Source organism: Streptomyces sp. Ncost-T10-10d (genome assembly GCF_900091955.1).
Lineage (GTDB): Bacteria > Actinomycetota > Actinomycetes > Streptomycetales > Streptomycetaceae > Streptomyces.
Genome location: NZ_FMDF01000053.1, coordinates 1 through 13,534, shown reverse-complemented (window position 1 = coordinate 13,534; position 13,534 = coordinate 1). Strand labels below are relative to the sequence as shown.

General features: G+C 69.7%; 12 protein-coding genes. 3 read left to right on the top strand and 9 right to left on the bottom strand.

All coding sequences use genetic code 11. The features are described from left to right. Window positions 1-101: 101 nt before the first annotated feature. The 3 genes from GA0115254_RS07400 to GA0115254_RS07390 all read left to right on the top strand — a co-directional run bounded on the left by GA0115254_RS07400 (window position 102) and on the right by GA0115254_RS07390 (window position 3,399). A complete protein-coding gene (locus GA0115254_RS07400) occupies window positions 102-557 on the top strand; it encodes an Lrp/AsnC family transcriptional regulator (protein ID WP_093894490.1) in 456 nt (151 codons plus the stop codon). Window positions 558-845: 288 nt separating this feature from the next. Further along, on the top strand, window positions 846-1,643 hold the full coding sequence (locus GA0115254_RS07395; protein WP_093894489.1) for a carbon-nitrogen hydrolase family protein: 798 nt from the start codon (window positions 846-848) through the stop codon (window positions 1,641-1,643). 49 nt (window positions 1,644-1,692) lie between these two features. Further along, entirely contained in the window at window positions 1,693-3,399 is a 1,707-nt protein-coding gene (locus tag GA0115254_RS07390; RefSeq protein ID WP_093894488.1) for a flavin monoamine oxidase family protein, read from the top strand. Between the two features lie 28 nt (window positions 3,400-3,427). On the opposite strand, the gene GA0115254_RS07385 is transcribed toward GA0115254_RS07390, so the two are convergent. The 9 genes from GA0115254_RS07385 to GA0115254_RS07345 all read right to left on the bottom strand — a co-directional run. Further along, window positions 3,428-4,276: a fumarylacetoacetate hydrolase family protein gene (locus tag GA0115254_RS07385; protein WP_093894487.1), complete on the bottom strand. Its 849-nt coding sequence runs from the start codon at window positions 4,274-4,276 to the stop codon at window positions 3,428-3,430. A 70-nt stretch (window positions 4,277-4,346) separates the two neighbouring features. Continuing rightward, window positions 4,347-5,369 (bottom strand): hydroxyacid dehydrogenase, encoded by a 1,023-nt coding sequence (locus tag GA0115254_RS07380; protein ID WP_093894486.1) that lies wholly within the window; start codon window positions 5,367-5,369, stop codon window positions 4,347-4,349. Then, the gene (locus GA0115254_RS07375) at window positions 5,353-6,408 is read right to left on the bottom strand and encodes a dihydrodipicolinate synthase family protein (protein ID WP_093894485.1); all 1,056 of its coding nucleotides are present in this window, start codon (window positions 6,406-6,408) and stop codon (window positions 5,353-5,355) included. The genes GA0115254_RS07380 and GA0115254_RS07375 overlap by 17 nt, the downstream gene beginning before the upstream one ends. An 8-nt stretch (window positions 6,409-6,416) precedes the next feature. Continuing rightward, window positions 6,417-7,445, bottom strand: coding sequence for an NAD-dependent epimerase/dehydratase family protein (locus GA0115254_RS07370; RefSeq protein ID WP_093894484.1), 1,029 nt, complete (start codon window positions 7,443-7,445; stop codon window positions 6,417-6,419). Window positions 7,446-7,451: 6 nt separating this feature from the next. After that, window positions 7,452-8,399 (bottom strand): carbohydrate ABC transporter permease, encoded by a 948-nt coding sequence (locus GA0115254_RS07365; protein ID WP_093894483.1) that lies wholly within the window; start codon window positions 8,397-8,399, stop codon window positions 7,452-7,454. 2 nt (window positions 8,400-8,401) lie between these two features. Next, on the bottom strand, window positions 8,402-9,307 hold the full coding sequence (locus tag GA0115254_RS07360) for a carbohydrate ABC transporter permease (RefSeq protein ID WP_093894482.1): 906 nt from the start codon (window positions 9,305-9,307) through the stop codon (window positions 8,402-8,404). A gap of 87 nt (window positions 9,308-9,394) precedes the next feature. Then, the gene (locus GA0115254_RS07355; protein WP_093894481.1) at window positions 9,395-10,651 is read right to left on the bottom strand and encodes an extracellular solute-binding protein; all 1,257 of its coding nucleotides are present in this window, start codon (window positions 10,649-10,651) and stop codon (window positions 9,395-9,397) included. Between the two features lie 74 nt (window positions 10,652-10,725). Further along, the gene (locus GA0115254_RS07350; RefSeq protein ID WP_093894480.1) at window positions 10,726-11,982 is read right to left on the bottom strand and encodes a Gfo/Idh/MocA family protein; all 1,257 of its coding nucleotides are present in this window, start codon (window positions 11,980-11,982) and stop codon (window positions 10,726-10,728) included. Between the two features lie 28 nt (window positions 11,983-12,010). Beyond that, the coding region (locus tag GA0115254_RS07345; protein ID WP_093894479.1) for a peptidase C14 at window positions 12,011-13,534 on the bottom strand (1,524 nt) is incomplete at its 5' end.

Here is a 13,534-nt window from a genome sequence, read left to right as displayed (position 1 = left end):
GATGCGGTGAGCGCGCCCGGCGGGGCGGGGCCATGGTCTACTTCGGGGGCGGCACCTGCCGCCCCCGAAGCAGACCATCGCAGAGAAGTGAACCGCCCGAAGTGCGCCTGAACGACCTCGACGAACGCATCGTCCACGCCCTCGCCGAAGACGCCCGGCGCTCCTACGCGGACATCGGCGCGCTCATCGGCCTGTCCGCGCCCGCCGTGAAACGCCGTGTGGACCGGTTGCGCGCCGAGGGCGCGATCACCGGGTTCACGGTGCGGGTGGACCCCGCGGCGCTGGGGTGGGAGACCGAGGGGTTCATCGAGATCTACTGCAGCCGCAATACGTCGCCGGAGCTGATCAAGCAGGGGCTTGCGCGGTACCCGGAGATCGCGTCGGCCTCCACGGTGACGGGGGAGGCCGACGCGATCGTGCAGGTCTTCGCCGCGGACATGCGCCACTTCGAGCAGGTGCTCGAGCGGATTGCGGGCGAGCCGTATGTGGAGCGGACGAAGTCCGTGCTCGTGCTGTCGCCACTGCTGCGGCGGTACTCGTCGGGGTCGCCGCAGTAGGGCGCGGGCCGCGTCCGACACCCGACCTGCCCTCGATCGCCGGACGGGCCGGACAGTTGCCGGGCGGGCCGGTGATGCCCGGGCTGCGGGTCTTCGACGAGGCGTCGGGCTGAGACCTGTGTCACCTGCTTGACCTGCAAAGACGTCGAGCGCAATGAATCGCCGCCACAGGCCGTCGGCGCGCAATGGATCGACGGTGCACGCGCAACGCTCGCGCCTTGTCCGGTTCGAGTGGCGGACCGTACCGTCAATACGTCCCCGCCCCGCCCGCACCGCCCGAGGTCAGCCATGCCGCCGTTGCGTACCGCCCTGCTCCAGAGCTCCGGACGACCCGGGCACGTGGACGAGAACATCAAGGTGCTCGACGGAGCCGCACGGCGGGCGGCGGACGCCGGGGCCCGGCTGCTCGTCTGTCCCGAGCTGTTCCTGACCGGGTACGCGATCGGGGCCGACGTGGCCCGGCTGGCCGAGCCGGCGGACGGGCCCTCCGCCCGGGCCGTCGCCGAGATCGCCGCGCGGCACGGGCTCGCGGTCCTCTACGGCTACCCGGAGCGCGCGGGCGAGCAGATCTTCAACGCCGCGCAGCTCATCGGGCCGGACGGGTCGGCGCTCGCGAACTACCGCAAGACCCATCTCTTCGGCTGCTTCGAGCAGGAGTGGTTCACCCCGGGCGAGCAGCCCGTCGTCCAGGCCGAACTGGACGGCGTACGCATCGGGATCATGATCTGCTACGACGTCGAGTTCCCGGAGAACGTCCGCTCGCACGCCCTCGCAGGCACCGATCTGCTGCTGGTGCCCACCGCGCAGATGCACCCCTTCCAGTTCGTCGCCGAGTCCGTCGTACCGGTGCGCGCATTCGAGAGCCAGATGTACGTGGCGTACGTCAACAGGACCGGCCCGGAAGGCGAGTTCGAGTTCGTCGGGCTGAGCTGCCTGGCCGGTCCGGACGGCACCGTCCGTACCCGCGCCGGACGCGGCGAGGAACTGGTCATCGGCGAGGTCGACCCCGAGTTCCTGAGCGCCTCGCGCGCCGCCAACCCGTATCTGAACGACCGCCGCCCCGGTCTGTACGGCTCCCTCGTCTGAGCCCGCCACCCCTCGTTCCACCTTTTTCGCGCAAGGAGTTCCGTACCCCATGACGTCCACGGTGCCCAACGCCGTCCAGCACACCGACGCGGCTGAGCCGATCACCATGTTCGGGCCGGACTTCCCCTATGCGTACGACGACTTCCTGGCGCACCCCGCAGGGATCGGGCAGATACCGGCGACGGAGCACGGCACCGAGGTCGCCGTCATCGGTGGCGGGCTCTCCGGCATCGTCGCCGCGTACGAGCTGATGAAGATGGGGCTCAAGCCCGTCGTCTACGAAGCGGACGAGATCGGCGGGCGGCTGCGCACCGTCGGCTTCGACGGCTGCGACCCGGAGCTCACCGCCGAGATGGGCGCGATGCGCTTCCCGCCGTCCTCCACCGCGCTCCAGCACTACATCGACCTGGTCGGGCTGGAGACGAAGCCGTTCCCCAACCCGCTCTCCCCGGCCACCCCGTCGACCGTCGTCGACCTCAAGGGCGAGTCGCACTACGCGCGGACCATCGACGATCTGCCGCAGGTCTACCGCGATGTGATGGACGCCTGGAACCGGTGCCTGGAGGAGGGCGCGGACTTCTCCGACATGAACCGCGCGATGCGCGAACGCGATGTGCCGCGCATCCGCGAGATCTGGGCGGAGCTCGTCCGGAAGCTCGACAACCAGACCTTCTACGGATTCCTCTGCGACTCCGACGCCTTCAAGTCGTTCCGGCACCGTGAAATCTTCGGCCAGGTCGGCTTCGGCACCGGTGGCTGGGACACCGACTTCCCCAACTCCATCCTGGAGATCCTGCGCGTCGTCTACACCGAGGCGGACGATCACCACCGGGGCATCGTCGGCGGCAGCCAGCAGCTCCCGCTGCGGCTCTGGGACCGCGAACCGCAGAAGATCGTCCACTGGCCGCTCGGCACGTCACTCTCCTCGCTTCACGGTGGTGAGCCGCGCCCCGCCGTGACCCGGCTGAACCGTACCGCCGGAAACCGGATCACCGTCACCGACGCCACGGGTGACATACGCACCTACCCCGCCGCGATCTTCACCGGGCAGTCCTGGCTGCTGCTCTCGAAGATCGACTGCGACGACGCGCTCTTCCCGATCGACCACTGGACGGCGATGGAGCGCACCCACTACATGGAGTCGTCCAAGCTGTTCGTCCCCGTCGACCGGCCGTTCTGGCTGGACAAGGCCGTCGACGGCAGGGGGGTGCCGACCGGGCGGGACACCATGTCGATGACGCTCACCGACCGGATGACCCGGGGCACCTACCTCCTCGACGACGGGCCCGACAAGCCGGCCGTCATCTGCCTCTCGTACACCTGGTGCGACGACAGCCTGAAGTGGCTGCCGCTCTCCCCGAACGAGCGCATGGACGTCATGCTCAAGTCGCTCGGCGAGGTCTATCCGGACGTCGACATCAGGAAGCACATCATCGGCAACCCGGTGACGGTCTCGTGGGAGAACGAGCCCTGGTTCATGGGAGCGTTCAAGGCCAATCTGCCGGGCCACTACCGGTACCAGCGGCGGCTGTTCACCCACTTCATGCAGGACCGGCTGCCCGCCGACCGACGGGGTCTGTTCCTCGCGGGCGACGACATCTCCTGGACGGCCGGATGGGCCGAGGGCGCCGTACAGACCGCGCTCAACGCCGTGTGGGGTGTGATGACCCGGTTCGGCGGCGCGACCGATGCGACGAACCCCGGCCCCGGCGATGTCTTCGACGACATCGCCCCGGTCGAACTCCCGGAGGACTGAGAACGACCGGTCCGGGACCCGCCCGGTGTCACGCGGGCCGGCAGACGCTGCGCTGTCGGCCCAGGCCCGAGATCTCGACCTCCATCACATCGTCCGGGCCCAGGTAGGGGAAGCGGCCGGACAAGGCCACACCCTGCGGGGTCCCGGTGTTGATGACGTCACCGGGCTCCAACACCAGATACTGCGACAGGTGGTGCACGAGATGCGCCACGCTGAAGATCATGTCCGCGGTGCTGGAGTCCTGCCGCGGCTCCCCGTTCACATAGCTGCGCAGCCGCAGCTGCTGCGGGTCACCCACCTCGTCGGCCGTCACCAGCACCGGCCCCAGCGGGTTGAACGTGGCGCAGCTCTTGCCCTTGGACCACTGGCCGCCCGACTCCTCCAGCTGGAAGGCGCGCTCGGAGACGTCGTTGCTGACGGCGTATCCCGCGATGTGCGCGGCGGCGTCGGCGGGGGAGTCCAGGTAGGAGGCGCGGCGGCCGATGACGACGGCCAGCTCCACCTCCCAGTCGGTCTTCTTCGAGCCGCGCGGGATGAGCACGTCGTCGTACGGGCCGACGATCGTGTTCGGCGACTTGTAGAACAGGATCGGCTGCTCGGGCGGCTCGCTGCCCGACTCCGCCGCGTGGGCCGCGTAGTTCTGGCCGATGCAGAGCAGCGCGGAGGGGCGGGCCACCGGGGCGCCGATCCGCTGACCGGTGATGTCGATCCCGGGGAGCGCCGGCTCGGCGGGCACCAGGTTCGGATGGTCGGCGAGCGCGGTGAGGAACGCGCCGTCGATGTCGTCGGTGATGCCGGACAGGTCGTGGTGACGGCCCTCGGGGCAGATGGCGACGGGGCGCTCATGGCCCGGTTCACCGATGCGCATCAGTCGCATGGAGGTGAGTTCTCCTGACAGGTATGGGGGTCGGGGGGAGACGGACTTGGCCGGCCTCGCAGGACAGCCCTCAGCGAAGACGGATGAGGGCGTCGGCGGTGACCGCATGGACCGGAGGGCGTCCGGCGAGCAGCCGCAGTACTTCGTTGACGGCGCTCATTCCGAGCCGCTGCCGGCACTCGACGCTGCCCGCCGCCTGGTGCGGGGTGAGCAGCACATTCGGCAAGGAGCGGAAGGGGTGGCCGGCGGGCAGCGGCTCGGCGTCGAAGACATCGATCGCCGCGTCCAGCCGTCCGGTCGACAGCTCGGCGAGGAGCGCGTCCTCGTCGACCAGCCACGACCTGGCGGTGTTCACCAGGCCCGCCCCGTCCGGCATCAGCGCCAGCTGTTCGGCGCCGATCATCCTGTGGGTCTCCTCGGTGACCGGCGCGTGCACGGCCACGATCCTGCTGCGCGACAGCAGAGTCCGAAGCGGTACGGACCTCACGCCGAGCGCCTCGGCGTCCGCATCGGAAAGGTAGGGGTCGGTGACGCTGACCCGCGCCCCCATCGCCCGCACCAGGGCGATGTAGGCACGTCCGGTGCGGGAGGCGCCGATCACGCCGATGTCGCTGCCATGGATCTCGTGGCGGGGCGGGGCCTCGCTCGCCGCCGCCCACTCCAGCCCGCCGCGCAGGGCGTGGTCGAAGCGCTGGATGCGGTGGAGCAGCGAGAGCGTGAACGCGAGAGCCACCTCGGCGACCGGGCGGGCCATCTCGTCACCCGCCTGGGTGACCAGGATGCCCCGCCGGAACACCTCCTCGGTGACATAGGGCGCGACCGCCGAACCGGTGTGCGCCACCAGCTCCAACCGGTCCGCCGATGCGAGGAGTTCGGCGTCCACCTTGGGCGCGCGCCACGAGGTGATCAGTGCGCGGGCGCCGGGCAGCGCCGCGGCCACCGCCGCCCGGTCGGAGTGGTCGTCCAGAACCGTCAGTTCCGCCGCGCGCTCCAGCTCCCGCCAGACCTCGGCGGTGAAGAACTGGGCCCGCAGGCCCGGCGGTACGGCGACGACCACCCGTGAGCGGTCGGCAGGATCAGGAGAGCCAGTCATCGAGGTGCTCCGCAACGAAGGCGTCATCGGTCAGCCAAGGGTAGGCCGCGGCCACCCGGCTGATCTCCTCCGCCTGGCCGGGGGAGAGTGTCTCGGCCGGGTCCAGGCACCGGATGTTCACCAACAGCCCCTGGCGATGCAGTACTTCGTGCACCCCCGCGATGCAGCCGCGGAACGCGCCGCGCACATCGAAGACCGCGCTGTTGGCATCGGTCAGCTCGGAGCGACGTGCAAGACAACGCACCATCGCCTCGTGGTCACCGCCGCGCGCCTTGCGGACGTCGTCGAGGAGCGTCACCGCGGAGCTCGTCCACACGGCCCACTGGCCGAGGAGGCCGCCCGCGAACCAGCGCGGTGTGCCGCCCGCCGTCTCGTACGGGGTGAGCAGATCACCGATGATGTCGTCGTCGTTGCCGGTGTACAGCGCCACCTCGTCGGCGCGGTCCGCGGCGGCCACCGCCCGTACGACATCGGCCGTGCGGTACCGGTCGAACGGGGCGATCTTCACCGCGACCGTGTTCGGCAGATCGGTGAAAGCGGACCAGAAGCCCGGCGACAAGTATCGTCCGCCGACGGCCTCCTGGAGATAGAAGCCGATCACCGGCAGCACCTCGCCGACCGCCCGCGCCCGCTCCAGCAGACCTTTCTCGTCCGCACCGGGCACGGCCGGGCTGAGCAGCACCGCGTCGTAGCCGAGCTCTGCGGCGGTCTCGGCCTCGGCGACGGCCTGCGCGGTGTATCCGCAGGTACCGGCGACCTTGATGAACGGTCGGCCGGCCTCGGCGGCGATTGTCTCGGCCGCGAGCTCCAGGACCGGCCGGAACAGACCGACGTCCGGTTCCCGGATCTCGAACTGCGTGGTGTGGACGGCGACGGCGACCCCGCCCGCGCCGGAGGCGAGGTAGTAGCGGGTCAGCGCACGCTGCCGTCGCTCGTCGAAGGAGCCGTCGACGTGCAGGGCGAGCGGATGGGCGGGGATCACGGCACCGCGGGCGAGCGCGTCCAGGGCGGAGGTGGACAGGAGGGAGGGAGTGGACATGGAGTGGATCAGAACCTTCCGTCACGGACCTGGAACTTGGTGGGCTTGCCGGACAGCGGCAGCCCGCGGCGCAGCCAGTCGGCCTGCCACTCGACAAGGGTGCGCAGAGCGACATCCGGGTACCCGAAGAGAGCATGGCAGCGACTCGCGTCGGAGAGCAGCGCGGTGGGCGCCTCCTCGCCCGCGAAGACCGGCTCCCGGCCGAACTCCTCGCCGAACCACTGGGCGATGCGGCGCACCGAAGCGGTCTCGGGACCGGTGAGGTTGAGGGTGAACGCCTCGCCGTCGGTGGCGTGCAGCAGGGACCGCAGGGCGACCTCATTGGCGTACCCCTGCCACACCACGTTGGCATGACCGGTCGTCACATCGACCGGCTCACCCGCCTGTACGCGGTACGCGATGTCGGCGAGGACGCCGTAGCGCAGATCGACCGCGTAGTTGAGGCGGATGTTGGCGACCCTGGTGCCACGGGTCAGCGCCGCATGGCCGAAGATCCGCTCACGGCCGAGGCACGACATGGCGTACTCGCCGACCGGGCCGACCGGGTCGCTCTCGGTGCAGCCACCGGAGGAGACCGGTACCAGCGGATACACATTGCCGGTGGAGAACGCGGCGATCCGTGATCCCGCCCAGCGGCGTGCCACCCGGTCCGGCATCGCGGCGTTCACGGCCCAGGCGTGCGAAGGCGCTCCGGCGGAGCCGAACTTGGCGCCGACCATGAAGACGACGTTCCCGGCGTCCGGCAGCTCGGCCGGATCGGCGGCCGGGTCCATCAGGTCGAAGGCGACGGTGGAGACCCCGGCGGCCTCCAGCTCGTCGGCGGCGGACTTGTCCGACCAGCGGGAGACCGCGTACACGGTCACATCGGTACGGCCTGCGGCGTCCAGCGCCCGGCGGGCCAGCCGGCACAGGCTGGGACCCATCTTGCCGCCGGCGCCGAGCACCAGCAGATCGCCTTCGAGGCGGCCGAGGTCGGCGACGAGCGCGGGGGAGGGGGTGGCGAGCCGCTCTTCGAGAGCGGCCTCATCGGTGAACATGCGTAGCTATCCCTTGATTCCGGACGCGGTGACGCCCTCGGTGAAGTAGCGCTGGCCCACCATGTACGCGGCGAAGATGGGCACGAACGCGATGACGGAGCCGGAGAGCACCACATTGAGTGGCACGTTCTGCTGCTGGAGCGAGGCGATGCCGACGGTCAGGGTGCGCATGTCGGTGGACTGGCCGATGACCAGCGGCCACAGGAAGTCGTTCCAGTGCCACAGGAAGACGAAGACACCGAGCGTGGCGAGGATCGGCTTCAGCAGCGGCAGCACGATCCGGTAGAAGATCTGCCACTCGTTGCAGCCGTCGAGCCGGGCCGCCTCGAAGAGTTCGTCCGGCAGCCCCTGGATGAACTGGCGCATCAGGAACACCGCCTGGGCGTTGGCCAGGGTCGGCACGATCAGACCCCAGTACGTGTCCACGCCGCCCAGCTTCGCGATCATCGCGAACGTCGGGATCATCGTGACGTGGTACGGGACCATCACCATCGACAGGAACGACCAGAACATCGTCTCCCGGCCCGGGAAGCGCTTCTTGGCGAAGGCGTACCCCGCGAGCGAGGCGAGCAGCAGCACGCCGACGACCGAGACGACCGAGTAGATCAGGGTGTTGAGCAGCCAGCGCGGCACGTCCTGGGCGTTCATGACGGTGTCGTACGCCTCGCCGGTCAGCGGCCACGGCAGCAGGCTGCCGGGGAACTCGACTGCCGCGGACGGCTTCAGGGAGAGCACGACCATCGCGTAGAACGGGAAGATCGTCACGATCGCGGCCACCGTCAGCAGCGCGGCGCGTGCGATCCGGCCGGCCGCGGTGGGCCGCATGCCGTGCGGGACGGTGTCCTGCTCCGAGAGCTTGCGCAGCTTGCGTTCGGCGCGGCGCGCGGCCCGGTCGGGGGCCGTGGGAGCCTTGCCCGCGGGCGGGGTCTCGGTCTGGGCGGGTGCTGCGGTCATGGTCACTTGTCCTTCCCGATCACGAGCCTCTGGATCACCGCGACCACCACGGTCAGCACGAAGAGCGCGACACCGATGGCGGAGGCGTAACCCAGGTCGAAGTACTTGAAGCCCGCGTCGTAGAGCTGGAAGACGAGCGTGTAGCTGGCGTTGGCGGGGCCGCCGCCGGTCATCGTGTAGACCGCGTCGAAGACCTGGAACGAGGCGGTCGTCTCGATCACGGCGAGGAAGAACAGGGCGGGCTTGAGCTGCGGCAGCACGATGTACCGGAACCGCTGCCAGGGGCCCGCACCATCAGTGAGGGCGGCCTCCTCCAACTCGCGTGGAATGTCCTGCATGCGGGCCAGCAGGATGAGCATCCCGTAGCCGAAGCGGGACCAGACACCGACGATCGCGAGCGCGGGCAGCACCAGCACGTCGTCGGAGAGCCAGGAGCCCTCGGACATCCCGAACCAGCTCATCAGGGTGGACCACGGGCCGCCGGTCGAGAAGATCCAGACGAACACGGTGGCGGCCAGCACCAGTGAGGTGACGACCGGCAGGAAGAACACCGAACGGAAGAACTTGGCGCCGCGGAACGCGCGGCGGGTGATCAGGGCGAGGGACACCGACGCGATGAGCGTGCCCGGCACGGCGAGCACGGTGTAGAGCACCGTGACCTTCAGCGCCTGCCAGAACAGCGGGTCGTCCCACAGGCGGGTGAAGTTGTCCAGCCCGATGAAGCTGCCGCCGCCGGTCAGGGAGTAGTCGGTGAAGCTCATCAGCACACCGGCGACGCCCGGACCGAACCGGAAGGCGAGGAAGAGCAGGAAACACGGAAGGACGAAGAGCAGGCCGATCCGGGCCTCGCGGCGCGCCTGCGGCCCGCTGCGACGGCCCCGGCGGGTGGGTTCCGCGACGACTGCCACGGGGATCTCCTTGCGGTACGGGGGGAATTGCGGGGGAGGGTGCGGGGCCGGGGTCCGGGTGCGGCCGGACCCCGGTCCCGCGGACGATCAGCGGCCGAGCATCGCCTGCGCGGCCTTCTGCGCGGCGTCCAGCGCCTCCTGCGGGCTCTTCTTGCCCAGCAGCGCCGCCTGGATCTCCGGCGCGAGCACGCCCTGGACCTCACGGGCCTTGTCCTGGAGCGGGCCCACGGTCATGCTCGGCAGCGTGGCGCCGACCGCCGTCTGCAGGGCGTCGTCCGGGTACAGGTCGCTGCCGGACTTACGGGCCGGGAAGTAGCCCGCGGCCTTCTGCAGACCGGCCGCGTTCTTCGATTCGGCGACGAAGTTCAGCCAGTCGCCGGTGTTCTTCTTGTCGGCGCCCTTCAGCATCGACAGTGCGCCGACGGTGCCGTAACCGACCGATTCGGCGTCCTTCAGCGGCGGCTGGACGACGATGTTCTCCTTGCCCCAGAACGGCTCCACGTCCGCCGGGGTGTTCTGCCAGGTGCAGGCCACCTTGCCCTTGGCGGTCGGGGTCTGCTCCAGCTTGGGCGTGGTCGTGACCAGGTCCTTGTCGGTGTAGCCGCCGTCGACGAGCTTCTTCAGATACGTCAGGGCCTTGACGCCGGCTGCGTCGTTGAAGGTGACGTTCTTGCCGTCCTCGGAGAAGACGTCGCCGCCTGCCTGCCACAGCAGCGGGTAGAAGGTCATGTTCAGCGTCTGCTGGGTGTCGCCGCTGTAGCTGGTGGCGTAGTAGCCCTTCTCCTTGAGCTTCGGGGCCAGCGCCTCCAGGTCCGCCCAGCTCGTCGGGTAGTTCTTCTCGCCGATCGCGGCGAACACCCGCTTGTCGCAGATCAGCGGGTTGGCACTGGTCAGGATCGGGGTGGCGAGCGCCTTGCCGTCGACCGTGACGGACTTCAGCGCGAAGTCCGTGTAGTCCGACTTGGCGTCGGACGGCATGTAGTCGTCGGCCGGGACGATGCTCTTGGCGTACTTCGGCAGCTGGTCCGGGATCAGGTAGGCCGCGTCCGGGCCCTTGCCGGAGGCGATCGCGGTGGCCAGCGCGGTGTCGCGGTTGGCCCATGGGAAGGTCTCCACCTTCACCTTGACATCCGAGTGCTCCTTCTCGAACGCCTTGACCAGGCCGTCCCAGTACGCCTTGTTCTTGGCCTCGTCGAAGATGACCGGGTAGGTCCACATGGTGACGGTGTTGTCGTCGCTGCCGCTGCCGGAACAGCCGGCCAGCACACCGGCGGCGAGCGCGGTGGCCAGGACGGGGGCCGTGACGGCACGCACTCTGGAACGGCGGGTGAGGAGACGGGACATGAGGTGGTCCTCCGAGGACGTGAGGGTGGGGCGGGGGAGAGGGCCTGATCCGAACGACGGGCCCTTCGGGGGTGTCACTTGGCCGGCACCGTCTGGACGGTGCCGGTGTGCCGGGCGCGCTCGGCGGCGAACGCCGCGAGATGACTGCCGAGCGAGGTGGCGGGACCGGAGCGGACGGCCCCGGCGTCACCGGTGGCGACAGCGGTGACGAACGCCTCGACGAGTGCGGCGTCCCCGCCGCCGTGCCCGTCGGCCGCGTTCGAACCGGAGGCGCCGAGTTCATGGACGGCGCTCTCGCCGGTCCGGAAGTCCTGCACGGTGACCCGCTCACCGTCTCCGATCAGCCAGCCGTGCGAGCCGAAGATCCGGGTCTGCCGATGCGTCTGCTCGGTGAACGCCACCATCTGGAAGGTCGCGGTCACCCCGTCCGTCAGCTGCATCGCCAGCACCTGGTGGTCGACCACGTCGTTGTCGCTGCGGTACGCGCAGACGCCGTACGGCCCCTCGCGCAGTGCCTGCACGAGCCCGGCCTCGTCGGTGGCCTCGGTGACATGGGTGACCGGCCAGACCGCGCCCTTCTCGCGCAGCGTCGGCATGTACAGCTTCAGCGCGCTGTACGGGCAGTCGGACTCGACCGCACAGTCGAGACAGCGGTCGGCGGATCCGGCCGGAGCATTCTCCGGCCGGAAGTGCTTCAGCCCGCCGAAGCTCGAAACCTGTTCGATCCGGCCGCCCATGACATAGGTGATCCAGTCCAGGTCGTGGCAGGACTTGGCGAGCAGCATCGGGGAGGAGTCCTTCTCGCTGCGCCACGGCCCGCGCACATAACTGTGGGCGTAGTGCCACCAGCCGACCGGCTCCAGATGGTCGAGGGAGACCAGCTGACCGAGCACGCCGGAGTCCACGACCTCCTTCACCAGATCGGTGTACGGGGTGTACCGCATGACATGGCACACGGCGAAGAGGACCCCGGCCCGCTCCACACCCTCGACGATCCGCCGGGTCTCGTCCTCGGTCGGGGCGAGGGGCTTCTCTGCGAGGATCGCGTATCCGGCCTCGGCCAGGGCCAGCACCGGCTCCACATGGGAACGGTCCTGGGTGGCGACGATGACGGCGTCGGCGATGCGGTTCTCGGCCAGCGGCCGCCAGTCGTCGAACTCGACGGGCGCACCGGCGGCGGCCCGCGCCGCGGGGCGCGGATCGGCGACGGCGACGAGTTCGGCGCGCTCGGGGTGCGCCTTGATCCACTCGGCGTACGTCAGACCGCGGTTGCCGGCGCCGACGAGCGCGACCCGTACGGGCCGGCCGGTGATCGGGGTATGCGTGGACACGGGAATCCCTGGTGCTCGATGGGGGTGGTCAGAAGCGCAGCGTGGCCGCGGTGTGGGCGACGCGGTCGCCCTCGTCCGGCAGCGCGGTGCGCTCGGTGCCGTCCTCGACGCAGCCGGTGTGCAGCAGATGGCTGGAGTTGCCGCTGAACGCCGCAGGCCGCAGTTCGAGCCGGCCACCGGTGAAGGTGGAGCCGGTCGCCCGGTAGCGGTTGGGGCCCTCGGTGACCAGCACATGGGCGGTGCCCTCGGGGGCGGTCGAGTCGAGGCCGGTGAGCTGCCAGTCGACGGTCCGTCCGGAGCCGGTACGGGCCAGCAGGGCGCCGTCCTTGTTGGTGCCGGTCAGGCGCGTTCCGTCGATGCGCAGCCGCTGGTTCTTCGCCGAGGTCAACTTGAGTCCGGTGTCACGGAGTTCGCCGCCGAGGACGGTGATGTCGGTGTGTGCGAGCGAGACCGGGGCGGTGTCCTTGGAGCCGGTCAGGGCACATTGGTCCAGGACGAGCGGCCCGGTGCCGTTGAAGACCGCGCCGTCGACGCCCTTCAGCGTGTTGCGCTGAAGGGTGAGCGGGACGGTGACATTGGCCTGGGTTATCTCCGCGCCCGCCGCGAAGGCGAACGAGGAGTCGGCGATCACGTTGGGGCGGGCGGACAGGTCCGAGGCCCGGGAGACGATCAGCGGGCCGGAGGCCGTACAGCCGCGCATCTGCACACCGTCGGCGTTGACCCAGAGCATTCCCGAGCCGGCCAGGGACTTCTTGCCGATGACCAGTACGTCTTCCAGTGTCAGATCGGTGATCTTGACGCGGGCCACGAACCAGGAGCAGGCGTGCCTGCGTACCGTGATCCGCTTGGCCCTGCCGCCCCACGCCGCACCGGAGTTGGCGAAAGTCATCAGACCGGAGTTGCCGGTGTAGACGAGGTCGTGCTCGAACTGCCCGTGCGTCACGAACGGGCCCTCGTCGTCACCGTCGCCGTGGCAGTTGGTGACATAGCAGTAGGCGGAGGCCGTGAAGTCGTTGAGATGACGGGCGTTGGAGGTGTGGCAGTCCTCGACGTGCCCGTACAGGCAGTAGATCTGCTGGGTGAGATATCCGGCACCGCCGTACGTGACGGACTTCGGGTTGGTCAGCGAGCACTGCTCGGTGCGGTAGTACGTGCACCAGCGGCGCATCACCACCGGCCAGAAGGTACCGATGGCCTCGATTCCGGAGACGTCGCAGCGCACCGCGTACTCGTACGCGACCGGGTGCGAGCCGGTCATCTCGTCCTCGCCCCAGCCCTCGAAGACGAGGTTGCGGACGTGGGCGCGGTCGACGGGCTCGATCCGGGTCCAGGTGAGGGTGCGGCCGGCGGCCAGGTCCCAGCCGATCTGGTAATTGACCCGGATGTGCGTCGGGTCGACGACATCGGTGACCTGGACGAGACGCTGGATCTCCTTCTCGTACTTCCCCGACAGGGCGTTGATCTCCACGGCCCACCACTGGCCGACTGAGAACTTCGCCGAGTCGCCGACCTCGAAGAGATCCGAGAGATCCGGCATCGGCGCGCTCAGGGT

What these genes read in the sequence shown, in the direction of transcription:
- GA0115254_RS07380 (WP_093894486.1), bottom strand. Translation starts at nt 5,369, where the DNA reads ATGACTGGCTCTCCTGATCCTGCCGACCGCTCACGGGTGGTCGTCGCC.
- GA0115254_RS07355 (WP_093894481.1), bottom strand. Translation starts at nt 10,651, where the DNA reads ATGTCCCGTCTCCTCACCCGCCGTTCCAGAGTGCGTGCCGTCACGGCC.
- GA0115254_RS07370 (WP_093894484.1), bottom strand. Translation starts at nt 7,445, where the DNA reads ATGTTCACCGATGAGGCCGCTCTCGAAGAGCGGCTCGCCACCCCCTCC.
- GA0115254_RS07375 (WP_093894485.1), bottom strand. Translation starts at nt 6,408, where the DNA reads ATGTCCACTCCCTCCCTCCTGTCCACCTCCGCCCTGGACGCGCTCGCC.
- GA0115254_RS07365 (WP_093894483.1), bottom strand. Translation starts at nt 8,399, where the DNA reads ATGACCGCAGCACCCGCCCAGACCGAGACCCCGCCCGCGGGCAAGGCT.
- GA0115254_RS07390 (WP_093894488.1), top strand. Translation starts at nt 1,693, where the DNA reads ATGACGTCCACGGTGCCCAACGCCGTCCAGCACACCGACGCGGCTGAG.
- GA0115254_RS07395 (WP_093894489.1), top strand. Translation starts at nt 846, where the DNA reads ATGCCGCCGTTGCGTACCGCCCTGCTCCAGAGCTCCGGACGACCCGGG.
- GA0115254_RS07385 (WP_093894487.1), bottom strand. Translation starts at nt 4,276, where the DNA reads ATGCGACTGATGCGCATCGGTGAACCGGGCCATGAGCGCCCCGTCGCC.